This is a genomic window from Salinivibrio sp. IB868, from assembly GCF_001995655.1.
GTDB classification, from domain to species: Bacteria; Pseudomonadota; Gammaproteobacteria; order Enterobacterales; family Vibrionaceae; genus Salinivibrio; species Salinivibrio siamensis.
Genome location: NZ_MUEW01000013.1, coordinates 24,406 through 48,814, shown reverse-complemented (window position 1 = coordinate 48,814; position 24,409 = coordinate 24,406). Strand labels below are relative to the sequence as shown.

20 protein-coding genes, 7 tRNA genes and 1 pseudogene are annotated in these 24,409 nt (G+C 48.9%); 27 read left to right on the top strand and 1 reads right to left on the bottom strand.

What is annotated here, in order from left to right:
- The first annotated feature begins 8 nt into the window (after window positions 1-8).
- The 27 genes and pseudogenes from BZG20_RS13865 to BZG20_RS13730 all read left to right on the top strand — a co-directional run bounded on the left by BZG20_RS13865 (window position 9) and on the right by BZG20_RS13730 (window position 22,809).
- Window positions 9-899 (top strand): ParB/RepB/Spo0J family partition protein, encoded by an 891-nt coding sequence (locus tag BZG20_RS13865; RefSeq protein WP_046074856.1) that lies wholly within the window; start codon window positions 9-11, stop codon window positions 897-899.
- 180 nt (window positions 900-1,079) lie between these two features.
- Window positions 1,080-1,469: a F0F1 ATP synthase subunit I gene (locus tag BZG20_RS13860; RefSeq protein WP_046074857.1), complete on the top strand. Its 390-nt coding sequence runs from the start codon at window positions 1,080-1,082 to the stop codon at window positions 1,467-1,469.
- A gap of 8 nt (window positions 1,470-1,477) precedes the next feature.
- Window positions 1,478-2,266, top strand: coding sequence for a F0F1 ATP synthase subunit A (gene atpB / locus BZG20_RS13855; RefSeq protein ID WP_046074858.1), 789 nt, complete (start codon window positions 1,478-1,480; stop codon window positions 2,264-2,266).
- Window positions 2,267-2,336: 70 nt separating this feature from the next.
- Complete coding sequence (gene atpE, locus BZG20_RS13850) at window positions 2,337-2,588, top strand: F0F1 ATP synthase subunit C (RefSeq protein ID WP_025672872.1); 252 nt, start codon at window positions 2,337-2,339, stop codon at window positions 2,586-2,588.
- A 52-nt stretch (window positions 2,589-2,640) separates the two neighbouring features.
- The gene (gene atpF / locus BZG20_RS13845) at window positions 2,641-3,111 is read left to right on the top strand and encodes a F0F1 ATP synthase subunit B (RefSeq protein WP_046074859.1); all 471 of its coding nucleotides are present in this window, start codon (window positions 2,641-2,643) and stop codon (window positions 3,109-3,111) included.
- A gap of 15 nt (window positions 3,112-3,126) precedes the next feature.
- Window positions 3,127-3,660: a F0F1 ATP synthase subunit delta gene (atpH, locus tag BZG20_RS13840; protein ID WP_046074860.1), complete on the top strand. Its 534-nt coding sequence runs from the start codon at window positions 3,127-3,129 to the stop codon at window positions 3,658-3,660.
- A gap of 16 nt (window positions 3,661-3,676) precedes the next feature.
- Window positions 3,677-5,218, top strand: coding sequence for a F0F1 ATP synthase subunit alpha (gene atpA / locus BZG20_RS13835; protein WP_077579390.1), 1,542 nt, complete (start codon window positions 3,677-3,679; stop codon window positions 5,216-5,218).
- A gap of 46 nt (window positions 5,219-5,264) precedes the next feature.
- Entirely contained in the window at window positions 5,265-6,131 is an 867-nt protein-coding gene (atpG, locus tag BZG20_RS13830) for a F0F1 ATP synthase subunit gamma (RefSeq protein ID WP_046074862.1), read from the top strand.
- A 36-nt stretch (window positions 6,132-6,167) separates the two neighbouring features.
- Window positions 6,168-7,571 carry a F0F1 ATP synthase subunit beta gene (gene atpD / locus BZG20_RS13825; RefSeq protein ID WP_046074863.1) on the top strand — a complete coding sequence of 468 codons (1,404 nt, stop codon included), beginning with the start codon at window positions 6,168-6,170 and terminating at the stop codon, window positions 7,569-7,571.
- Window positions 7,572-7,590: 19 nt separating this feature from the next.
- Window positions 7,591-8,013: a F0F1 ATP synthase subunit epsilon gene (locus BZG20_RS13820; RefSeq protein ID WP_046074864.1), complete on the top strand. Its 423-nt coding sequence runs from the start codon at window positions 7,591-7,593 to the stop codon at window positions 8,011-8,013.
- A 155-nt stretch (window positions 8,014-8,168) separates the two neighbouring features.
- Entirely contained in the window at window positions 8,169-9,527 is a 1,359-nt protein-coding gene (glmU, locus tag BZG20_RS13815; RefSeq protein ID WP_077579389.1) for a bifunctional UDP-N-acetylglucosamine diphosphorylase/glucosamine-1-phosphate N-acetyltransferase GlmU, read from the top strand.
- A gap of 118 nt (window positions 9,528-9,645) precedes the next feature.
- Window positions 9,646-9,720: transfer RNA gene (locus tag BZG20_RS13810), tRNA-Gln, on the top strand.
- A 2-nt stretch (window positions 9,721-9,722) separates the two neighbouring features.
- Window positions 9,723-9,799 (top strand) — tRNA-Arg (locus tag BZG20_RS13805).
- A gap of 42 nt (window positions 9,800-9,841) precedes the next feature.
- Window positions 9,842-9,926: transfer RNA gene (locus tag BZG20_RS13800), tRNA-Leu, on the top strand.
- A 35-nt stretch (window positions 9,927-9,961) separates the two neighbouring features.
- Window positions 9,962-10,036: transfer RNA gene (locus BZG20_RS13795), tRNA-Gln, on the top strand.
- A 9-nt stretch (window positions 10,037-10,045) separates the two neighbouring features.
- Window positions 10,046-10,122: transfer RNA gene (locus BZG20_RS13790), tRNA-Met, on the top strand.
- 41 nt (window positions 10,123-10,163) lie between these two features.
- Window positions 10,164-10,250, top strand: a tRNA-Leu gene (locus BZG20_RS13785).
- A 49-nt stretch (window positions 10,251-10,299) separates the two neighbouring features.
- A tRNA-Leu gene (locus BZG20_RS13780) sits at window positions 10,300-10,384 on the top strand.
- 155 nt (window positions 10,385-10,539) lie between these two features.
- On the top strand, window positions 10,540-11,304 hold the full coding sequence (locus BZG20_RS13775) for a DeoR family transcriptional regulator (RefSeq protein WP_077579388.1): 765 nt from the start codon (window positions 10,540-10,542) through the stop codon (window positions 11,302-11,304).
- Window positions 11,305-11,325: 21 nt separating this feature from the next.
- A complete protein-coding gene (gene glmS, locus BZG20_RS13770; RefSeq protein WP_077579387.1) occupies window positions 11,326-13,164 on the top strand; it encodes a glutamine--fructose-6-phosphate transaminase (isomerizing) in 1,839 nt (612 codons plus the stop codon).
- A 243-nt stretch (window positions 13,165-13,407) separates the two neighbouring features.
- Window positions 13,408-14,613: pseudogene (locus BZG20_RS13765) on the top strand (IS256 family transposase).
- 354 nt (window positions 14,614-14,967) lie between these two features.
- Window positions 14,968-18,339 carry a glycosyltransferase family A protein gene (locus BZG20_RS13755; protein ID WP_077579386.1) on the top strand — a complete coding sequence of 1,124 codons (3,372 nt, stop codon included), beginning with the start codon at window positions 14,968-14,970 and terminating at the stop codon, window positions 18,337-18,339.
- Window positions 18,323-19,405, top strand: coding sequence for a GTP cyclohydrolase II RibA (gene ribA, locus BZG20_RS13750; protein WP_077579385.1), 1,083 nt, complete (start codon window positions 18,323-18,325; stop codon window positions 19,403-19,405). Before BZG20_RS13755 ends, ribA begins: the two co-directional genes overlap by 17 nt.
- The gene (locus BZG20_RS13745) at window positions 19,406-20,842 is read left to right on the top strand and encodes an asparagine synthase-related protein (RefSeq protein WP_077579384.1); all 1,437 of its coding nucleotides are present in this window, start codon (window positions 19,406-19,408) and stop codon (window positions 20,840-20,842) included.
- The gene (locus BZG20_RS13740; protein WP_077579383.1) at window positions 20,839-21,495 is read left to right on the top strand and encodes an arylamine N-acetyltransferase; all 657 of its coding nucleotides are present in this window, start codon (window positions 20,839-20,841) and stop codon (window positions 21,493-21,495) included. Before BZG20_RS13745 ends, BZG20_RS13740 begins: the two co-directional genes overlap by 4 nt.
- Before the next feature lie 384 nt (window positions 21,496-21,879).
- Entirely contained in the window at window positions 21,880-22,251 is a 372-nt protein-coding gene (locus BZG20_RS13735; protein ID WP_021022741.1) for a helix-turn-helix transcriptional regulator, read from the top strand.
- Window positions 22,252-22,437: 186 nt separating this feature from the next.
- Window positions 22,438-22,809 carry a helix-turn-helix transcriptional regulator gene (locus BZG20_RS13730; RefSeq protein ID WP_046074868.1) on the top strand — a complete coding sequence of 124 codons (372 nt, stop codon included), beginning with the start codon at window positions 22,438-22,440 and terminating at the stop codon, window positions 22,807-22,809.
- A 38-nt stretch (window positions 22,810-22,847) separates the two neighbouring features.
- Here the strand turns inward: BZG20_RS13730 and ilvA are convergent, their stop codons facing one another.
- Window positions 22,848-24,407, bottom strand: a complete 1,560-nt coding sequence (gene ilvA, locus BZG20_RS13725; protein ID WP_077579382.1) for a threonine ammonia-lyase, biosynthetic — start codon at window positions 24,405-24,407, stop codon at window positions 22,848-22,850.
- Window positions 24,408-24,409: the final 2 nt, after the last annotated feature.

Genomic DNA, 24,409 nt, shown 5'->3' with positions numbered 1-24,409 from the left:
GGAAAACAATGAATTCAGCGAAACGCGGTCTTGGAAAGGGCCTGGATGCCTTGTTGGCGACCAGTGCACATGCACAGTCATCCACCCAAGCTTCCCCTGAGTCCACCAATACGAGTAACAGCGAATTACAGCAGTTGCCCGTTACTGCGTTGGAGCCAGGTCAGTATCAGCCACGTCAAGATATGGCTGAGGAGGCACTGGAAGAGTTAACCGAGTCCATCCGCGCGCAAGGTATTATTCAGCCTTTGGTTGTCCGTCAAGTGGCAGCCGGGCGCTATGAAATCATTGCCGGTGAGCGTCGCTGGCGTGCCGCTAAGCAAGCAGGGCTTAACAATGTCCCCTGCTTGGTGCGCGAGATGAGCGATAAGGTCGCCAGTGCGGTCGCCTTGATTGAGAATATCCAGCGCGAGAACCTGAATGCGATGGAAGAAGCCCAGGCACTCGCGCGCTTAGTTGACGAATTTGAACTGACTCACCAACAGTTGGCGGAGTCACTCGGTAAATCTCGGGCCACCATTAGTAATCTACTTAGGTTAAATGGATTGGAGTCCGGTGTGCGGCAATTGCTGCTTAACAAACAACTCGAGATGGGTCACGCACGTGCCCTGCTGGCGCTCGAAGGCGACGCACAAATCGATGCGGCGCTGACCGCCGTCAATAAAAAGATGACGGTTCGCCAGATAGAAAAACTAGTAAAAAAGATGCTTTCGCCTCCTGTTGAAACGGAAAAGCCTAAATTATCACCTGAAGTCGAAGCGCTCCAGCAACGACTTGGCGATAAGCTAGGAGCCAGTGTCGCGTTAACACAACAGAAAAACGGTAGTGGGAAATTGGTGATTAATTTTGAAGAATCTGAAAAATTAGCGCAAATTCTTGCAATTTTCGACGAAGAAATGTGACCTATGCCATTCGCTTTTTGTTACATAAAAGCGCTTACTGTGATCAGGTTACTCTGTTGTAAAATTTTCCCCGCTTTTTTACATCGATGCGATTGCATTAGTTGGGGCGAAACGTATAATTTTTGCTGTTTTCCCAGCACGGCAACAGTGCTAAGTGGAACGGAATCGAGGAACAAATACATGGTATCGACGCTCGCGCGGCCGGGTCGTGAAATCGCGACAAAATTGGTGCTTTTGCAAGCTGGCGTCGTATTAGCAACGGCAATCGTGATGGCGCTTGCTATCAATGTCGACTGGGGAAAATCCGCGCTGATCGGTGGGGGCATCTTTGTGGTTGCCAATGCTGCCTTTGCGGCGTGTGCTTTCCTTTTTAGTGGGGCAAGAGCTGCGAAATTCGTAGTTGCGTCCTTCTTTAGCGGTGAAGTGTTGAAAATTTCACTGACTGTCGTCTTGTTTGTCCTTGCTTACCTGTATGTCGAGGTGGAATTGCTTCCCCTCAAACTGGCCTATTTGCTGGCATTAGGGGTTAATATCCTCGCGCCAGTTTTATTCATTAACAACAACAAATAGGATGAGTTATGGCTGCGTCAGGTGATGCGCTTACACCGTCTGGCTATATCACTCACCACCTGACACACTTGTCAAGCGGTGAGGGGTTTTGGGCGGTTCACATTGATAGCCTGTTTTTCTCTGTCCTCATCGGTATTGTCTTCCTAGGCCTTTTCCGATCGGTGGCAAAGAAAGCATCGACAGGTGTCCCGGGTAAGTTTCAGTGCTTCGTTGAGATCTTGGTTGAGTTCGTTGATGACAACGTCCGCGAAACCTTCCATGGACGAAATCCACTGATCGCACCTTTGGCCCTGACTATCTTCGTCTGGATATTCTTGATGAATACGATGGACTTAATCCCTATCGATTTTCTACCGTATCCGGCGGAACACTGGTTAGGCATTCCTTACTTGAAAGTGGTGCCAACTGCAGACGTAAATATCACCCTTGCGATGGCGCTGGGCGTGTTCTTCTTGATGATTTTCTACAGCATCAAGATTAAAGGTGTGAGTGGCTTTGCCAAAGAGCTGGCGCTACACCCGTTCAATCACCCTATCATGATTCCGTTCAACCTCCTGTTGGAGATAGTTTCGCTGCTGGCGAAGCCTATTTCACTCGGGATGCGTCTGTTCGGTAACATGTTTGCCGGTGAGGTGGTATTTATTCTTATCGCGGCGTTGTTGCCGTGGTGGGCGCAATGGCTGGGCTCTGTGCCGTGGGCAATATTCCACATTCTAGTCATTACGATTCAAGCCTTTGTCTTTATGATGTTGACCATCGTGTATCTCTCGCAGGCACACGAAGACTCAGATCATTGATGACATTTTTTAGAAAGCAATTTGTTAGTCATTATTGGCTCAAAGCCGACAACGAAAACTGGAGATAGTGATGGAAACTTTATTGAGCTTTTCTGCAATTGCCGTGGGCATCATTGTAGGTCTTGCTTCCCTTGGTACTGCGATTGGTTTCGCCCTGCTGGGTGGTAAATTCCTTGAAGGTGCAGCACGTCAACCTGAGATGGCTCCTATGCTGCAAGTTAAGATGTTCATCATCGCGGGTCTTCTTGATGCGGTTCCAATGATCGGTATCGTAATCGCACTGCTGTTCACGTTCGCGAACCCATTCGTAGGTCAACTGTAAACTGGCTAATAGCTGAACAGACCCTTTAGCTTATGATTAAGGAGGCGCCGTTGTGAATATCAACGCAACTCTGCTAGGCCAGGCAATCGCGTTCACTATCTTTGTGTGGTTCTGCATGAAATATGTATGGCCACCATTGATGCAAGCGATTGAGGAACGTCAGAAAAAAATCGCTGACGGTCTCGCGGCGGCTGATCGCGCCGCCAAAGACCTGGATTTGGCCCAGGCGAATGCTTCTGATCAATTGAAAGAAGCGAAGCGCAACGCAACTGACATTATCGAGCAGGCCAATAAGCGCAAAGCACAAATCCTCGATGAGGCACGTGCAGAAGCGGCTGCTGAGCGCGACAATATCCTCAATCAGGGTAAAGCCGAGCTAGAAGCCGAGCGTAACCGTGCTCGCGATGAGCTGCGTAAGCAAGTTGCATCGCTCGCTGTTATTGGTGCCGAGAAAATTATTGAGCGCTCTATTGACGAGAATGCTCATAAAGATCTTCTCGATAAAATCACTGCAGAACTGTAACAAGGAGGGGCAGCAATGTCTGAACTGACAACACTCGCTCGCCCCTACGCGAAAGCAGCCTTTGATTTTGCGGTAGAAAAAGGCGAGTTAGCTCAATGGGCTGAAATGCTCGCCTTTACTGCTGAGATTGCCCGTGATGAACGTGTTCAACATATGTTGGATGCCTCTTTCTCTGCTGACACATTGGCAGAGATGTTCATCACAGTTGGCGGTGATCAGCTCAATGATTTTGGTCAAAACCTGATTAAGGTGATGGCCGAAAACAAGCGCTTAAAAGCTCTTCCTGAGGTTTGTGAGCAGTTCCTAGCGATGCGTCTGGAACTGGAAAAAGAAGTTGAAGTTCAAGTGATTTCAGCGACGGCTCTTTCCGAAGAGCAACAACAAGCCATCAGTGACAAGCTCGCCGCGCGTCTTGAGCGCAAAGTAAAGCTGAACTGTAGTGTAGACGAAACCCTGGTTGCCGGGGTTATTATTCGAGCTGGAGACTTGGTCATCGATAACTCAGTAAGTGGCCGTATGCGCCGCCTGAGCGATGCATTGCAGTCTTGATTTGGGGAATTGGAGCATGCAACTTAATTCCACGGAAATTAGCGATTTGATCAAACAACGCATCGAGAAATTCGACGTTGTGAGTGAAGCGCGCAACGAAGGTACCATCGTGTCAGTCAGCGACGGTATCATTCGCATTCACGGCCTTGCTGATGCGATGCAAGGTGAAATGATTGAACTGCCTGGCAACCGCTATGCACTTGCATTGAACCTTGAGCGTGACTCAGTGGGTGCGGTTGTGATGGGTCCTTACTCGGACCTCCAAGAAGGCATGAAGGTGACCGGCACAGGCCGTATCCTTGAAGTACCAACAGGTCCTGAACTATTGGGCCGCGTGGTAAACACCCTGGGTGAGCCGATTGATGGTAAAGGCCCTATTGAGGCAAAAACCACGTCGCCAGTCGAAGTGATCGCCCCAGGTGTTATCGCACGTCAATCCGTTGATCAGCCAGTGCAAACCGGCTACAAAGCGGTTGACTCGATGATCCCTATCGGCCGAGGCCAGCGTGAGCTGATCATCGGTGACCGCCAAACCGGTAAAACGGCGTTGGCGATCGATGCGATCATTAACCAGAAAAACTCGGGTATCTACTCCATCTATGTGGCGATTGGTCAGAAAGCCTCGACCATTGCTAACGTGGTGCGCAAGCTGGAAGAACATGATGCACTGAAAAACACCATTGTGGTGGTGGCATCAGCGTCTGAAGCCGCAGCATTGCAGTACCTCGCGCCTTACGCGGGTTGTGCAATGGGTGAGTACTTCCGTGACCGCGGTGAAGATGCGCTGATTGTCTACGATGACCTGTCTAAACAGGCTGTTGCATACCGTCAGATCTCACTATTGCTACGCCGTCCACCGGGTCGTGAAGCTTTCCCGGGTGATGTTTTCTACTTGCACTCACGTCTTCTTGAGCGTGCGGCACGTGTTAACGCCCACTATGTGGAAGAGTTCACTAAAGGTGAAGTGAAAGGCAAAACCGGTTCATTGACGGCGCTGCCTATCATTGAAACCCAAGCCGGTGACGTATCGGCGTTCGTACCGACTAACGTTATCTCGATCACCGACGGTCAGATCTTCCTACAAACCGAGCTGTTTAACGCGGGTATTCGCCCAGCGGTTGACCCAGGCATTTCGGTGTCGCGTGTGGGTGGTTCTGCACAAACCAAGATCATGAAGAAATTGTCAGGCGGTATTCGTACAGCCCTTGCACAATATCGTGAACTGGCGGCCTTTGCGCAATTCTCTTCTGATCTGGATGACGCGACCAAGAAGCAATTGGATCACGGTCAGAAAGTGACCGAGCTGATGAAGCAGATGCAATATGCTCCTATGTCTGTGTTTGAGCAGGCGTTGGTGATCTTTGCGGCTGAGAAAGGCTACTTGGAAGATGTTGAGCTGAACAAGATCGGTGACTTTGAACGTTCCCTACTGGCCTTTGCGAAGAGCCAGTACGCTGACCTGGCTGCTCAAATTGAAGAGTCTGGTGCTTACAACGATGACGTTGAAGCACAGCTGAAAAAGCTGTTGGATGACTTCAAAGCGACCCAGACTTGGTAACACGTAGGTGACCACTTCGGTGGTCGCCCACTAATGGAGAGTAACTATGGCCGGCGCAAAAGAGATTCGTAATAAGATCGGAAGTGTGAAAAACACACAGAAGATCACTAAAGCGATGGAAATGGTGGCAGCCTCCAAAATGCGTAAAACGCAAGAAGCCATGGAGTCGTCACGTCCATACGCTGTCACTATGCGCAAAGTGATCGGTCATCTTGCACTGGGTAACTTGGAGTACCGCCATCCCTATTTGGAAGAGCGGGAAGCCAAGCGCGTTGGTTACATCATCATTTCTACTGACCGCGGACTGTGTGGTGGCCTGAACATTAACTTGTTCAAAAGTGTCATCAACGATATGGAAAGCTGGAGCCAAAAAGGTGCCGAAATCGACATGGCACTGGTTGGGGCGAAAGCCACCGCTTTCTTTAACAGCTACGGCGGCAATGTAGTGGCACAAACTTCTGGCCTGGGTGACACCCCAGTACTGGAAGACCTCATCGGTACTGTTGGGGTGATGCTGAAAAAATATGATGAAGGTGAGCTGGACCGCTTGTACCTGGTTTTCAATAAGTTTGAAAACACCATGGTGCAGACCCCAGTGATCGATCAATTGCTGCCTTTGCCAAAGTCAGACGACGAGGAGATGCAGCGCAGCCACGCTTGGGATTATATCTATGAACCTGAGCCGAAGCCGTTGCTCGATACCTTGTTGGTTCGCTATGCCGAATCGCAAGTGTATCAAGGTGTGGTAGAGAACCTCGCCAGTGAGCAAGCGGCACGTATGGTGGCAATGAAAGCTGCGACCGATAATGCGGGGAATCTGATTGATGATCTGCAATTGGTTTACAACAAAGCCCGTCAGGCTGCAATCACCCAAGAGTTGTCAGAAATTGTTTCTGGCGCAAGCGCGGTGTAAAGGCAAGGGTTAACGAACTAGTTTAGAGGAATAACGATGGCTACAGGTAAGATCGTTCAGATCATCGGTGCGGTAGTCGACGTAGAGTTTCCACAAGACGCCGTACCTAAGGTATACGATGCGTTGAATGTGAAACGTGAAGGCGAGCGTCTGGTGCTGGAAGTTCAGCAGCAGCTTGGTGGTGGCGTTATCCGTGCCATCGCAATGGGCTCATCTGATGGTCTGCGTCGTGGAATCGAAGTAGAAAATACAGGTAAAGCAATCGAAGTCCCTGTGGGTGAAGCCACGCTGGGGCGTATCGTCAACGTCTTGGGTGACGCGATTGATGAGCGTGGCGATCTCGGTGAGAAAGAGCGTTACTCTATCCACCGTGAAGCGCCAAGCTATGAAGATCAGTCGAGCGCGACCGAGCTTTTGGAAACCGGCGTTAAGGTTATCGACCTTATCTGTCCGTTTGCCAAAGGCGGTAAAATCGGTCTGTTTGGCGGTGCGGGTGTCGGTAAGACCGTTAACATGATGGAGCTTATCAACAACATCGCACTGCAACACTCAGGTCTGTCTGTATTCGCTGGTGTCGGTGAGCGTACTCGTGAGGGTAACGACTTCTACTACGAAATGCAGGAAGCCGGTGTTGTAAACATTGAGAATCCCGAAGAGTCAAAAGTGGCCATGGTCTATGGTCAGATGAACGAGCCACCAGGTAACCGCCTGCGTGTCGCACTGACTGGCCTAACCATGGCGGAAAAATTCCGTGATGATGGCCGTGATGTACTGCTGTTCATCGATAACATCTATCGTTACACCCTTGCCGGTACCGAAGTATCTGCCCTGTTGGGTCGTATGCCATCGGCAGTAGGTTACCAGCCAACACTGGCTGAAGAGATGGGTGTGCTGCAAGAGCGTATTACCTCAACCCGTACCGGTTCTATCACCTCGGTACAGGCGGTTTACGTTCCTGCGGATGACTTGACTGACCCGTCACCCGCCACCACCTTTGCCCACTTGGATGCAACGGTTGTATTGTCGCGTAACATCGCGTCGATGGGTATGTACCCGGCGATTGACCCACTGGATTCAACCTCACGTATGTTGGACCCATTGGTGGTTGGTCAAGACCATTATGACGTGGCTCGTGGCGTGCAGTCTGTCCTTCAGCGCTATAAAGAGCTGAAAGACATCATTGCTATCCTAGGTATGGATGAGCTGTCTGAAGAAGATAAGCTGACGGTTGCACGTGCACGTAAGATTGAGCGTTTCTTGACGCAGCCTTACCACGTCGCCGAAGTCTTCACCGGCCAGCCAGGTGTTTATGTTTCGCTAAAAGATACCATTGCAAGCTTCAAAGGCCTGCTCAGTGGTGAGTACGATGACATCCCAGAGCAGGCATTCCTGTACTGCGGTAGCATCGAAGAAGTGCTCGAAAAAGCGAAAAACCTGTAAGGCTTGAGTAGGAGGCGATATGGCAGCGATAACCTTCCATCTGGATGTGGTCAGTGCAGAGCGACAATTGTTCTCTGGTCGTGCTGAGCATATTCAGGTGACCGGTAGCGAAGGTGAACTGGGTATTCACGCAGGACACACACCGCTGCTGACCGCTATCACGCCTGGCATGGTTCGCATCGTCAAACAAGGCGGTAGCGAAGAGATTATTTATCTTTCTGGTGGCACGCTTGAAGTGCAGCCTGGCACAGTGACTGTGCTGGCTGACACCGCAATTCGTGGTGAAGAACTGGACCAAGCTAAGGCGGAAGAAGCGAAGCGCCGCGCTGAGGATAAAATCCACAATCAGCATAAAGACGTCGACTTTGCTCAAGCGGCCAGTGACCTGGCTAAGGCGATTGCGAAGCTTCGAGTGATCGAGCTGACCAAGCACAAGCGTTAATCAGGCACTTACGGTGAGAATAAAAGCGACGCTTCGGCGTCGCTTTTTTATTGCCTGCAAAGACCACCTTGTAGTCTGCGATTCGCGCGACACCTAAAACGCGTTACACTAAGGGCAACTTAATAGACAAACTTCTCTTTTATCACGGAAAAACTATGCAATACAGTGCAGTTATTCTCGCGGCCGGTAAGGGCACGCGCATGTATTCACAAACCCCTAAGGTGCTTCATACCTTGGCGGGTAAGCCTATGGTTGAGCACGTTATTGACACTTGCCACGGCCTCGGCGCTTCGCAAATCCATTTGGTTTATGGCCATGGTGGCGACACTATGCAGCGCGTTTTAGCGCACTCACCGGTGAACTGGTGCTTGCAAGCGGATCAATTGGGCACCGGCCATGCCGTGCAACAAGCGGCGCCGCACTTCGCGGATGATGAGCAAGTATTGGTGCTCTACGGCGATGTCCCTTTGATTTCAGAGCAAACCCTCTCGCGTTTGCTCGAAGGGCAGCCTGAAGGTGGGATTGGTCTATTAACTGTGCATCAGGACGATCCGACTGGCTACGGCCGTATTGTCCGTGAAAACGGGGAAGTGGTGGCGATTGTTGAGCAAAAAGACGCGACTGACAGCCAGCTTGCCATCACTGAAATTAATACCGGTGTGCTGGTGGCCACCGGACGTGACTTGCGGCATTGGTTATCGCAACTTGATAACCACAACGCGCAAGGCGAGTTTTATCTCACCGATGTGATTGCGCTGGCACATCAACAAGGCCGCTCGATTCAAGCCGTCCATCCTGTGAGTGCGGTGGAAGTGGAAGGGGTGAATAACCGCCTGCAGCTTTCACGCCTTGAGCGCGAATACCAAAAAATGCAGGCTGAACAGCTATTACTCAGTGGTGTGATGCTCATAGACCCTGCGCGTTTTGACTTGCGTGGCCAGCTGCAATGCGGGCAGGATGTCACCATCGACGCTAACGTGATCATAGAAGGCAATGTCACCTTAGGGGATAACGTGACCATCGGGGCCGGGAGCGTACTGATTGATTGTGAGGTTGATGATAATACATTGGTACGTCCGTATAGCGTGATAGAAGGGGCTAGCGTCGGTGAGGATTGTACCGTTGGTCCGTTCACACGGCTGCGTCCGGGCGCCGAGATGGCGCGCGATGCCCACGTGGGCAACTTTGTCGAGATGAAAAAGTCTCGCTTAGGCGAAGGCTCGAAAGCCAATCATCTGACTTACCTGGGTGATACCGAGGTTGGCCGCGGCGTGAACATTGGTGCCGGCGTGATCACCTGTAATTACGATGGTGCCAATAAACATAAAACCGTGATTAAAGATAACGCCTTTATTGGTTCGGACTCTCAGCTGGTGGCACCTGTGGTGATCGGCGAAGGGGTGACCGTTGGGGCTGGCAGCACCATCAGCAAAGATGTCGCCGATGGTCAACTTATCATCACTCGTGCTAAACCAAGGACAATTGAGGCTTGGCAACGGCCGAAAAAAAAGTAGAATACTTATGGTTGAGCGCGCACAGGCGGCTTTTTAGCTTGAAAGGCGAAAAGTTGTGCGGTTGGTAAAATCAGGTATTGACTCCCGATAAAAACCAGCCTATTATGCGCGCCTCAGTTGGGGTATCGCCAAGCGGTAAGGCAACGGGTTTTGATCTCGTCATTCCCAGGTTCGAATCCTGGTACCCCAGCCAACGCGTCCGTAGCTCAGCTGGATAGAGTACCTGGCTACGAACCAGGCGGTCGGAGGTTCGAATCCTCCCGGACGCGCCATCTTTCTTCAGCTACCATGAAGTCAGATGAACAACTTGGAATGCGGAAGTGGCGGAATTGGTAGACGCACCAGATTTAGGTTCTGGCGCCGCAAGGTGTGAGAGTTCAAGTCTCTCCTTCCGCACCATTATTTAAACATGTGGCATTTAGCGGCATGAAAATTGGGGTATCGCCAAGCGGTAAGGCAACGGGTTTTGATCTCGTCATTCCCAGGTTCGAATCCTGGTACCCCAGCCACTTTAGGTTGGCTACGTAGCTCAGTTGGTTAGAGCACATCACTCATAATGATGGGGTCACAGGTTCGAATCCCGTCGTAGCCACCATTATTCCGATTTGTTGCTAACGCAGTAAATCGCACCGATTTGCGGCGGTGGCGGAATTGGTAGACGCGCTAGCTTCAGGTGCTAGTGTCCGAAAGGACGTGAGGGTTCAAGTCCCTCCCCCCGCACCAAGACAATTGATACTCGGCCCGCCCGCCCGCCGATCTATCATACAAATTTGCGGAAGTGGCGGAATTGGTAGACGCACCAGATTTAGGTTCTGGCGCCGCAAGGTGTGAGAGTTCAAGTCTCTCCTTCCGCACCATATCAAGCCCATCAGCATTTGCTGGTGGGCTTTTTTCGTTATTGCCCTACGCTGAACCCTCCTCTTCTTTGTTTTGCCACACTTTTAGCCGCGTTATCTTGATCTTTGTTTTGTTTGCTCTACCATAAGTTTCGAATCGAAACTTTGGTTGTTATATGTCGAAACGAAATACCCAACAACGTCGCCATACCATCGTCAGTTTATTGACCGAGCAAGGCCAAGTGAGTGTTGATGCACTCTCGCAACGCTTTGAAACCTCAGAAGTGACGATCCGTAAAGACTTGGCGGAGCTTGAGAAGAATGGCTTGTTACTGCGCCGTTATGGCGGTGCAGTCCCCGTGCCACAAGAAATGGTGTCGGAGCAGGCGGTCAAGGTATCGAAACAAAAGCAAAGTATTGCCGATGCGGCCGCTGCGCGCATTCGTGACCATAACCGGATTGTGGTCGACAGTGGTACCACCACGGCCGCTTTGATCCCTTTACTGAATAAGAAGCGTGGTCTTGTGGTAATGACCAACTCGCTACAGGTCGCCAACGCGATACGTGAACTGGAACATGAGCCAACGCTATTGATGACTGGGGGTACCTGGGACACCCATTCTGAATCGTTTCAAGGCCAAGTGGCCGAACAAACCTTGCGAGCGTACGACTTTGATCAGCTTTTTGTCGGTGCCGATGGCATTGATGTGGCACGGGGTACCACGACCTTTAACGAAATGACGGGCCTGACGCGGGTGATGGCGGAGGTCGCACGAGAAGTGGTGGTGATGATTGAGTCGGAAAAAATTGGCCGTCGGATCCCCAATCTAGAGCTTGCGTGGTCAAGCATCGATACCCTGATCACCGACAGTTCGCTTGACGATGATCTTAAACACGCCATAGAACAAACCGGCACAGATGTGATCTGTGCTGACCAGTAATAAGACCAGTAAGGAAAGACTATGTGTGGAATTGTAGGGGCGGTCGCGCAGCGTGATGTCGCCGAGATTTTAGTAGAGGGGCTGCGTCGCCTTGAGTATCGCGGTTATGACTCGGCCGGGGTCGCGATCACTGATTCGGCAACCGGGCAGCTCACACGTGTGCGTCGTCTTGGTAAAGTGGCCGCGTTGTCAGATGCGGTGACCGAGACGAATCCTACCGGTGGTACCGGTATCGCACACACACGTTGGGCCACCCATGGCGAGCCCAGTGAAGTGAATGCCCACCCACATATGTCTGGCGAGACGATTGCAGTGGTACACAATGGCATTATTGAAAACCACCAAATGCTGCGTGAACAGCTGCAAGCGCGAGGCTATCAATTCCACTCACAAACCGATACTGAAGTGATTGCGCATTTGGTTGATTGGGAGCTTAAGCAAACCTCTGATTTGCTCGAAGCATTCCAACGTACAGTCACCCAGCTCGAGGGCGCTTACGGTACTGTGGTGATGGATAAAACTCAGCCTGAGCGCTTGATTGCTGCGCGTTCGGGAAGCCCACTAGTGATTGGTTTGGGGATTGGCGAAAACTTTCTCGCCTCTGATCAGTTGGCGCTGCTCAATGTCACGCGTCGTTTCATCTATCTCGAAGAAGGCGATGTGGCCGATATCTCTCGCCGCGAAGTGACCATTTATAATCAAGAAGGCACACCGGTGGAACGTGAGGTGCATGAAGCCAGTGCTCAATACGATGCGGCGGACAAAGGCCAATATCGCCACTATATGCAAAAAGAGATTTATGAGCAGCCAACGGCACTCACCAATACCATGGAAGGCCGCTTGGGCAGCGATCATGTGATTGTCGAGGCAATTGGCAATGGGGCTAGTGATATCCTCGCCAAAGCGCAGCACATTCAAATTATCGCTTGTGGCACCTCGTATAATGCGGGCATGGTGGCGCGTTATTGGTTTGAGTCGCTGGCAGGGGTCAGTTGTGATGTGGAGATTGCCTCGGAGTTTCGCTATCGCCAGTTCGTCACTCGCCCAAATAGCGTGCTGATCACCTTGTCACAGTCTGGCGAAACGGCCGATACGCTGGCGGCGCTGCGCTTAGCCAAGGAGCGTGGTTATATGGCGACTATGGCGATTTGTAACGTTGCGGGCTCCTCATTGGTACGAGAGTCGGATCTCGCCTTTATGACCCGAGCAGGGACAGAAATAGGCGTGGCATCGACCAAGGCCTTTACCACCCAGCTGTCTGCGCTGCTGATGCTGGTCACCGCGCTGGGCAAAATGCAAGGGTCGATTCATCGTGATAAAGAACGTGAGATTGTTGATGCCTTACACCATCTGCCTTCTAGCATTGAGCAAGCCCTGACGTTTGATAAAGCAATCGAACAGCTTGCTCAGGATTTCGCGGACAAACATCATGCGCTCTTCCTTGGGCGTGGTGAATATTACCCGATTGCCGTTGAAGCCGCGCTCAAGCTAAAAGAGATCTCGTATATTCATGCGGAAGCCTATGCGGCGGGTGAGCTTAAACATGGCCCATTGGCGCTGATTGATGCGGATATGCCAGTGATTGTGATTGCCCCCAATAACGAGCTGCTGGAAAAGCTGAAATCAAACATTGAAGAAGTGCGTGCCCGCGGTGGCCAGCTCTATGTGTTTGCCGACCAAGATGCGGGGTTCACACCCGAGGAGGGAATGAATATTATCGCGATGCCGCATGCTGATGAGATTATCGCCCCCGTGTTCTACACGGTGCCGATGCAGCAATTGTCTTATCATGTAGCCTTAATTAAGGGCACTGACGTTGACCAGCCCCGAAACCTCGCCAAAGCGGTGACGGTTGAGTAATCCTGCCCAATAATCACCACGCTCTTGTCAGTGAACAATAAAGTTGTTAACTTTTGCCATCTGAGCTACCTTACATTGTAAGTCAGTTCAGGTGGCAATCTAGTATGAGCAGGAAGCAATACTGGAATTCCGAAGCAAAGAATAAGCGCTGGATTAAAGAAGGCCGCGGCCAAGGTGCTGGCCTGACGGTAGTGTTCAGAATTCTGTGTCATTTCGTTAGACTGTATCAAAAAGAGATGACACATGACTAAACCAACATTCGATATGGATGCCGCCTTGCAAGCTTTGCGTGAAGGTAAAGACCTCACCGGCAAAGATGGTATTTGACACCCCTCATCAAGCAGCTCACTGAAACAGCCATGCAAGCTGAGCTTGATGAACATCTCGCTGATGAAAAGCAGCCTAACCGTAAGAACGGCTCTAAATCAAAGTCCGTTAAGAGCCCGGCTGGCAGCTTTGAACTCAGTACACCACGCGACCGAGCAGGCTCGTTCGAGCCGCAATTAGTGAAAAAGCATCAAACGCATTTAACCGATGAGTTGGAGCGTAAAATCCTTGCGCTGTTTTCGCTGGGTACCAGTTACCAAGATATCCGTATGCACATCGAAGACTTGTACGGTATTCATGTCTCTAACGGTACCATCAATGCCGTAACGGATAAGCTATTGCCTGAGCTTCAGGCTTGGCGTGAGCGGCGATTAGACGCGGTCTATCCGATTGTCTGGCTCGATGCCATTCACTATAAAATCAAAGAGAACGGCCGCTTTATCACTAAGGCGGTGTACACCATTCTCGGCCTCAACGTTGAGGGGAAAAAAGAGCTGCTGGGCCTTTACCTGTCAGAGTCTGAAGGTGACCATCACTGGCTCAGCGTGCTGACCGACCTGCACAACCGTGGTGTACAAGATATCCTTATTGCATGCGTTGATGGCCTTAAGGGCTTCCCTGAAGCGATTGAAAGTATCTATCCGAAGACGGAAGTACAACACTGCATTATTCATCAAATTCGCCACTCAATGAAATACGTGGCTAGTAAGCACCAAAAAGCCTTTATGGCCGACTTGAAGTGCGTGTACAAAGCCGTGACGTTATCTGCCGCAGAGAGTGCGCTAGATGACTTAGAAGCCAAGTGGGGTGACAAATACCCCATCGTGATTAAGTCCTGGCGCAATAAATGGCCCACGCTCTTTGCTTACTTCAAATACCCGGAATACGTGCGTACCGCCATCTATACGACGAACGCCGTTGAGGCCGTGCACCGCCAGTTCCGCAAATTGACTAAAACCAAAGGCGGTTTTGCCAATGAGAACAGCTTGCTCAAGCTACTCTACGCAGGTATGTTAAAGGCGTCTGACCGTTGGTCTCACCCAGTGCAGAACTGGAACCTGACGCTATCGCAGCTGACCATTCATTTCGAATGGCCGACTGGATGATCACATAGACCTATGAAAATTGGCTGACACAGAATATTGAACACCCTCGGCAGAGCGGCTGAAAGTTGCGAACTGGCAGCAGAAAGAATCGACGCGCGACGCGGTGAAGCAGCAGATATTTGATTTTCTTTACGATGAAAGAACAGGGTTACCTGTTGAGCAATATCAAGAGGATGAGATTTCAGATATCACAGAAAAAGTGTTTCTTCACATATATCGGGCTTATCCAGAATTGCCTTCGCCCTTTTACAACACTTAATTTTCAGTGGATCTATAGGAATTTATTTGGTTGGCAGTTAGCAATGTTAAATAGATGCTTAACCTGAGTGCCGCAATACCAGCATAAGCAATAATATAGGAACAGGGCAAGTTGGCATCACTTTTGAAGTTAGCAGTAATCGTGGCCACAAAAAATCGTTATCAGCTATTGGCTGAACGATCGTTACCTTCGATTCAAGAACAATCTAAGAACCCCGACTTTTTAGTTATCTGTGACGATTCAGACTGTTCGATTCGCGGGTTAAACCGAAACGTCACTCACAATATTGAGATCCCGAACTGCAGTATTTCCTACATAGAAAGCAACCACACCCTTGGAGCCAGTGGTTGTTGGAATAGCGCAGTGCATTACTTAGCTTCACAAGTCGAACATGTAGAAGATGTGGTGTTGGCGTTTTTGGACGATGACGACTCTTGGCAGCCAAGTTACCTTGAACAATGCATGGGCTCGTTGCGAGCGCATTCTTTAGATATGGTAGCTTGTGGAATCAATCGCATTGAAAGCCAGTCGAATGTTGCTTTTCAGAACCCAGCACCTGATGTTCTAAAATGCTCATTGTTCCTAACGGGTAACCCAGGTATTCAAGGTTCAAATCTGTTTCTGCGGTTAAGCACGTTTCTAAAAGCAGGCGGCTTTGATGAATCCCTGACCAGCTCGACAGATCGCGACCTGTGTATTCGCTTAGCTGAAATGGGATCCGTACGTTACCAATCTCTTTCACAGTTTTTAGTTAATCACTATGCCGAATCCAATAGACCCCGATTAAGCACTTTCGGGAGTGATGCAAAGCTAAGTGGCCTGTCTGCTTTCTGGAACAAATACCACACTCGGATGAATACTTTAGAGGCCCAAAGATTCAAGCAGCGTGCTTACGAATTGTTTGGTTGGAAAGCGCCTTTGATTGAGGGTGTTACGGCTGAGCCTCAGGCGACTAATAAAGCTATTGTCCTCGGAATTTACGCCGAGTTAAGCCTGAATCTGTTGAACAGGCTGGTCGCGTTTTTTCAGAATTTTCGAAAGATTGATCTTGTTGGCTTAGATGTTGTTTTTCAGTCTGAGCCAGAAAGTTCAGTACATGAAATGTTTGTAGATGCTCTGAGAAACCTAGGGGTTGGCTGCTTTCCAATAAGGCAGGTCGAAGTTTTGGATGACTACGCTTGCCAAGTGTCAGCATTTCGGCCAGGAAGCACCATATGGTTAATAGACAAATTTTCTGAAGTACACTTAGACACATTCAATGATACAGAATCATACTTAGTTCATTGCGGGGCAAAAGTTTCTGAGAACACAGACTTTCAAAAAGTAGGTCTGCTGCAAGGCAATTCATCCGCGATCAAAGATGATGTATACCATCAGCGTGTGGTTTCTGCCGAACATCGAGTGAACCTTCTTTTCCAGACAAAAGGTTTGAGGCTGTTAGGTTCGGGTTCCGAAGCCATTGTATTTACAGATGGTACGACTGTTTATAAGTGCATCGACTACTGGAAAACACGAACACCAAAAGCGCAGTTCGAATTCTTACAAGATCACGGACCAAACTGGGTAAGTATACCAGGGATATACCCTCTGAAGCAGGTCATCAGAGATGGCGCATGGGTTCTTATTACCTACCCATATGAAAAGAGCTCAATTTATGACGGTGGACATGAACAGCGCATTATTGATCTCGTCAATGGATGTACCCGAGCAGGGATTGTCTGCAACAATGTTCACCCCAAAAACCTGATTGTCACAGAATCAGAAGCTAAGCTAATTGATTATGGCTCGGATATTCGCCCTTGGAATGCTCTGGGGTTTGAGCATATGGCAAGGCGTGCGTACTTATCTTGTCACTATAGCCATCGTGAAGATTTAAAAAATCTGATGCGCAGATCGCTTACTGAACCCAACATGCCAGAGTTAGTTGGTTTCGAGGTTTTTCGTGCGAAGCTAGACTACCCCGTCAACATACTTAAGCACGCTGAATTTGCGCTCGAAGCGGGGCCTCAGCACCACCCCTTTAAGCTCGTTGTAGGTATCATTTCTGCCGACCCAATTATGCTCATGCCCCTGTTGAATAGTCTTAGTGTTTTGCGTGACCACCCAAGTCTTACATCGCTTTCCGTAATTGTTCTATGTAACGGTTGTGATGTAGCACAGTTTGTGAAACTGAAGACTGATGCAATAGGAAGTTGGCTAGAAGTCCGCTTAATTTCAGAAGAGGCTCAGATCGCAGATGCTAAATCTAGGTACTTTGGATTAGAAATCCAAAACCGGCCTGCAGGCCAAGTAGGCATTGCGCTAGCGCGAACCATGCTGCAACGCTACCTAGGTAGTGAACTTGCTAAATCGCCAAATTCAATTGGCTGGTTACTTGATGATGATATGCGTATTGATGAACGGGCTCGAGACTATATTGGTTGGTTGCCTGCGTTTCGAGAGCAGAATGTCGATGTGCTTTTCGGTGCATATGAAGGTTCATCCCCCAACCCGCCATTAAACGGTCTACGTGTTCAACTCATGGACTTAGTTCACAATGCGGCTTGGTTAGCAGAGTTGCCGGAATATTCTGTATTACCAGACCGAACTAGAGACAATGATGCTATACGAAGTAAGTACCCAGACTACTACTATGATCTATCTCGCAAGCACACCGCTCATTTAGAAACACCACTATGGCTTGAGCCTAGCTATCCATTTGAAACTGTTAAGGAAGCACGTGCTCGTTTATTCGCAGGTGCGTTGGGTATTTTGAATGGTGCGCCATTAACCCGTTCAATAACTGCACCTCAATGCCGAAATCCATTAAACGAAGCCAAAGACTCTGTGAACCGAGGGGGTTGCACGTTTATTCTCAATCCTGAGGCTTTGTTGCGAACCCCTAACGTGATACCAAAGCTCAATGGGAAAGAGGCTCGTCGTTCTGACATGATTTGGGCCATCATCAATAAGCATTATCAAAGGATGACACTAAAATCGGTTGCTTTCCCTGTCCACCATGTCGGAAGAAGTTATGCGAAACCGACGGTAAATCCAGTAAAGGTTCAAGGTGAAATTGTCGGCTCTGCCCTTTATGCAGGATTGACCGAATTTTTAAGTGATAAATCTGAGCATCGATTGAATTTCTCGAACGATGAAATTGAGAGCATCTATAAAGCGTCAATGTTTCACATGGACAACAGAATTCGGCTCTTAGAACAAAATTTTTATCGCATTTCAGGGTTGACTCAAGCGATCGAAAAAGGCCCTTTTTATAAAGAGTTGAAAGTGTTGTCGGATTGTCTCGAGCAAGAATTTTCTCTCAAAGCCTTTGAGGGCATTAAGTCTGAAATTCGTAATTTGAGTAAGAATGAAGTAACCCGCTTTTTAGAGCGGATGACCAAGTCTAGCGATGCTTATTCCAGTGGGGCAAGTGAAAGTCGAATACCCAACACCTGTGAAGAGGTTGCAGTAGTGGAGATACAAAGTGAAATTACAGACTGATAATTGGTGCAACTTGCCTACTCCGATGGGCGAGTTTCGTATGTACGATACCAGCAGTGATAATTACAGTGTGATTTGTATGGGAGATATAGCACATCAAGGGGACCAGCCACTGTTTAGAGTGCACTCATCTTGCCGTGCGTCGGAAGTGTTTGGCGCATTAGATTGTGACTGCGCAGATCAATTGATTGAAACAATGAAAAACATAGCCTCAGAAGGTCGAGGTTTGATCGTTTACCAGCAGCAGGAAGGCAGAGGGCACGGCTTGTCGCTAAAAATAAATGCTGTTCGTATGATGGAAGAAGAGCAAGTTGATACGGCGGAAGCTTTTGAGCATCTTGGGCTTGAGCAAGACATACGTACATACGCTGAAGCAGTGTCTGTTTTAAAACAGCTCAATATCAAAGAAGTACGTTTAGTCTCTAACAATCCAAGAAAGCGAAAATTCTTGAATGATCATGATATCAAAACACAAGTTGTAAATACCCACCCAAATATCCGTCCAGAAAACAGAGAGTATTTGCATACAAAGAATAAAAAGCTAGGTCACAATTTACCACTCGCTTCCGAGCGGGATAGCAAGAAGCCAATTCACTTTTATCATTCTGACCAGCCATGGGGAGAGTTCTCTAACTTTTCTAGACACCCTGTCTTCATCGACGGTGTGATTTGGCCGACAACAGAACATTATTATCAAGCGCAGAAATTCCAGTCGAAAAAACACAGAGAGCAGATTCGCTGTGCGGCTAGCCCAATGTTGGCGAAATCAATTGCCCATCAGTTATTGGAACAGTTCGGTCGTACCGATTGGGTAAAGGTGCGAGACAGCTTTATGCTCACCGCTTTACGGACGAAATTCTCACAGCATCCTGATTTGGCAGACAAGTTGCGAAATACAGGTGCGCGTTTGTTAGTTGAGTTGACTAAGAATGATGAATACTGGGGTGATCCAGGTGATGGTTCTGGTCAAAATCGGTTAGGGCAGCTTTTGATGCAAGTTAGAGCAGAAAGAGCTGTAATAGAGAGCCAATGCAGTAAATCATCAGTCCAAACTGAAGAAAAATAGATGTGCGGACTAGTCGTTTTAGCAGGCTCGCAAGCCGAGCATTTGATTCCCACATACTTAGCGCGAGTTCAGCACCGTGGACCTGATGAAAAAGTTATTTATTCAGAAAAAGAGTTGGCAATTGGCTTTCAGCGATTAGCCATTAACGGAAGGGCAGAAGAGGGGCATCAACCCACTGAAATTAACGGTTGGCTAAGTGCGGTAAATGGCGAAATATACAACTTTTGTGAGTTAGCAAGACGATACCAACTCGGTAGTTATGAATGTGATACGAGCGTTATTTTACCGCTCTATATGCGTCTTAAAGAGAACGTGATTGAAGAGCTGGATGGCTTCTATTCAGCGGTGTTAGTTGAGCCCGATAGGCGTCATGCTATTTGCCTTCGCGATTCGATGGGTAAAAAGCCGTTATTTGTAGGAAAGTCCGAGGGTGAAGTCTTTATATCCAGTGAATTGAAGGCTTTCGATTCAATTGATTGGTTTGAGCTATTGCCCAAGGGTGTTTCTAGAGTTGATTTGATCACTGGTGAAGTAATTCAAGTTAAAAGCTTTGGTTCTGTATGTAATTCCGTAGGCATCAAGCAGTCTCTGATAGAGAGCGTACGTAAGCGTCTGCCTAAGGATGATCAACCAGTTGCCGTATTTTTGAGTGGTGGACTGGATAGCTCATTAGTCGCCAGCATTGCATCGAAGCTTAGGGAAGATACTTTATATTTTACGCTAGGAGGCAGCGGCACTCCGGATTCAGTCGCGGCCCACGCCGTGTCTAAATTCTTAGAGTTGAAGAATGTTATCGAGGTGCCTCTCCCAGAACGTGGTGAGCTACCTGAATTGATCAGCAAGATTGTTTACTTCACTGAAAGCTACAACCCATCAGTGATTAGTAATGGACTTGCGACCTATCTTTTGGCAAGAGCTGCAAACGAAGTCGGTGTAAAAGTTGTTCTGACTGGCGAAGGGGCAGATGAACTTTTTGGGGGATACCATAGCTTCTCAGAAAATGAACCATGGAAAGAAACTCGTGACCAGTTAATAAGTGATATGACATTCACAGAGTTACGGAGGCTCGATATGGCGTGCATGGCCAATAGTGTTGAACCCCGCTGCCCGTTCTTAGACAGAGACGTTAAGGCTCAAAGTGACCGCTTGCACTATGAAGATTTGTACAGTAACGGGATGAACAAAGTTGCCCTCCGGGAAGCATTTGAAGGGTTTTTACCATCGGAAATCCTACTTCGAAAAAAGAAGTCTTGCGATGTGGGTTCGGGCATAAGAGGGATGGTGGTTAAATATCTTAAACGTAATGGTCGAAGTGAAAGAGATGAACTACAGGACATCTGGAAGCAACATTTTAAGTTCGACCCAGCAAATAGTTATTTCCACTCTTATCCGGTCTTCGATAAAGCAATCGATGTAAGAGGCGAAGTACATCGATGATTGGTGAGATTGAAGGATTGATGCTTGAGCATTTCGAGAAAATACCATTCCATAATCTAAATCTGCTTTATGGTCAGCCTTCTCGCGCTCCAGTTCCTGGAGGAACCTGTTCAGATAAAACTCTTGCATTTCTGCATGATGTCCATGAACTTGGAGCTGACGCTTATCTACACAGCGCATACATAGGTGGAAAAGAGATTCATCGCTTGGTCCGGGTTATTGTTGATCAGCGAGTATTCTTTGCAGATGTCGGCAACGGTTGGCCAGCATTGAAACTGATTCCAGCAGAGAGGAGTATCTCCTTTGAAAGTTTTGGAATGAGATATCGCTCTGAAGTATCAGATAATTGGGTTCGTATATACCATCAAAAACAAGGCAAGGAATGTTTGCAGATGGAAATCGATGTGACCCAAAAGTGTGAGGCTGCGATTCGGGATCAAATTAAATCTCGGTACACATCAGGTATTGAGTATCCATTTTCAAAAAGCCTTCGATTCTCGATGATCGTCGGCAACGAGTTTCGATTCCTAAGAGGCAATCGTTTAGAAAGATATTCCTCCGATGGCTATTCGGAAAAGCAATTGAATGAACAAGATATCCCAAGGGCTATAAACAGTGAGTTCGGCTTTGATATGGGTGGTTATCTAGCGTAGAAGTAATATAGGTCACTAACCGGTTTGTAAAGGAATACGACGCAGCATTCCTTCGCAGCTAGGCATAGATTTGCTATTGAGTTGGAACTTCGAGGTTTTGTTAACAACTTTATTGTTCACCAACAGCTCTGACCAGGAGCGTGGTTGATCTTTTATCAATTACTGTCCTCTTTCTACAAAAATGCGATCTGCATAGGTTTTGTTGCAAAATGCAAATCATTTTGCATTTAATCTCAGGCATGGCGTCTGGAAAATTAAACAGAACGTCATTCTGTGTTTTAACTGATTGATATTTTTGATCTTTATAAGTGCCTAATAACTTGGCCTACATTGTGCATACTCAGGGTATAACGACTAACATCGACCAGTTATAGAGAGGAAGCAATGATTGACTCTAAAACCCAAGTAGCAAAACGCATCAAAGAAGCGCGTGAGTGGAAAGGCATCACCCAAGTAAAAATGGCTAAGTTGCTTAATGTGGCCCGCCAAACCTACTTGGATATCGAAAATGGCAAGACAGAGCCGCGTGTTCGTATGCTGTCTAACATTGCTGAGCTGACTGAGCGCCCATTGGTATGGTTTGTCTACGGTGATGAAGATGTCGAAATGCACGATGTTCAGTATAAGCAAGACGTGAATCGCCTGCTTGAGCATTTCTCTCGCTTACCGCACGAAGCCCGTACTGCGATCTTAAACCAAAGCGTGAACATGGCTTCGTTCTTGGTGAACTATTCTAAAGCGGCCCAGCGCGCATAAAAGTACTGCCTGCTCGACTAGATATGCGGGTAAGTGCTTGCTTACTGAGGTAGGCATCAAAAGCGTAGTGTCACACTATCGGTGTGCGCCACCATGATACGCCTGCCGAGCCATGCATAATGCAGGGTTGGTGTTGTGACGGGCTGTGTTTAATACAGCTCGGGTAGCAGAAATGAGGCATGAACCATGGTGATTTCGACCGCGCGCATGGCGCAACGGATCCGTGAAGCACGGGAATTTAGTAAAATAACCCAAGTAGACATGGCGAAGCGTTTGAATGTCGCGCGCCAGACCTATTTGGATATGGAGTCGGGGAAGACGGATCCGAAAATCCTCGCGCTGGTCATGATTGCCGATATTACCGGCCGTCCCTTTAATTGGTTCGTACATGGCGAAACGGACGAGCGAGACATTGCGTTCTCTCACCGTGATGATTTAGCCGCATTGACGAGCTTGCTGAGTCAGCTCCCGCAAATGGCACGACAGACGGTGATGGATAACGCCCTATCGATCGCCGAATATGTGGTCACATTGGCCCCAGAGCCGCCAGACGAATAAACCAAGCCCGACATTAATGTCGGGCTTTTTGTTATGGGTTAATCGGTGGTTTTTGACAGGAAAAAACGGTAAGCCGGGTTCGATGTCTCATCTTTCCAGCCATACCCGAGCTCACGCAAATGGGCAGTAAAGGCGAGCAAGTCTTTGTCGCCAATTTCAAAGCCGCACAGTACGCGACCGTAGTCAGACCCATGGTTACGATAATTGAACAGGCTAATGTTCCAATGGGTGCCCAAGGTTTGTAAAAAGTGCAGCAATGCTCCCGGGTATTCAGGAAACTCAAAACTGTAAAGCCGTTCACTGAGGTTGGCCAATGGTCGACCACCAATCATATAGCGCACATGCACCTTAGCCATTTCATCATCGGACAAATCTTCGACCGGATAGCCGGCTTGGCGCAAATCGCGCAAGATATTGTCCAACTCTTCTTGCCCGCCAAGTAACCTGACACCGACGAAGATATTGGCGAGATGATCATCGCCATACCGATAATTGAATTCGGTGACGGCGCGATCGCCCAATATCTGACAAAAATTGAAAAAGGCGCCGGTTTGCTCTGGGATGGTGACAGCCAGTAAGCCTTCACGTTTCTCACCCAGTTCCGCGCGCTCAGAGACGTAGCGCAGCGAATGGAAATTGGTATTGGCACCAGACAACACGGTCGCAAGCTGTTTATCTTTGAGTTGGTGTTTTTCCACGTATTGCTTCAGGCCGGCTAATGCCAAGGCGCCGGAGGGCTCGGAGATAGCCCGCGTGTCCTCAAAGATGTCTTGCACCGCGGCACAGATAGCATCACTCGATACGGTGATGCTGTCATCTAAGTACTGCTGACAAAGCCGGAAAGACTCATCGCCGATACGTTTCACTGCTACACCGTCGGCAAAGGTGCCCACGCGATCAAGGGTCACGGGGAAGCCAGCATCTAACGCCGCACGCAAACAGGCGGAGTCCTCCGCTTCTACCCCGATAACTTTAATGTTGGGCATCAGTTGTTTGATAAGGACGGCCACACCCGCAGCGATGCCCCCGCCTCCAACGGGCAGAAAAATATAATCGAGGTGACCATTTTGTTGCACAAGCTCCAAGCCAATAGTGCCTTGTCCGGCAATCACTTGGGGATGATCAAAAGGTGGCACAAAGGTGTAGCCATGTTCGTCGGCGAGCTGTTGTGCCATGCCTTTGGCTTCATCGAAATTATTGCCGTGCAGTACCACATGGCCGCCAAAGCCGCGTACCGCGTCGACCTTGATGGCTGGCGTTGTACGGGGCATGACGATGGTCGCCTTCACCCCAAGACGGCTACCTGATAAGGCAACGCCTTGTGCATGGTTACCCGCCGATGCCGCAATCACACCGGCTTTTTTTTGCGCCTCGGTGAGCTGTGCCATCATGTTATGCGCGCCGCGTAATTTAAACGAGTGGACGGGTTGGCGATCTTCACGCTTGAGCTGTACCTGATTATTGAAGCGCTCAGATAAGCGCTTCATGGTTTGAAGAGGCGAGGTAATCGCCACTTCATAAACAGGCGCGCGCAAGATATCCCTAAGGTAATCAGCACCGTCCATCGGTTGTGCAGTTGAGGGTTGCGCCTGTTGCATGC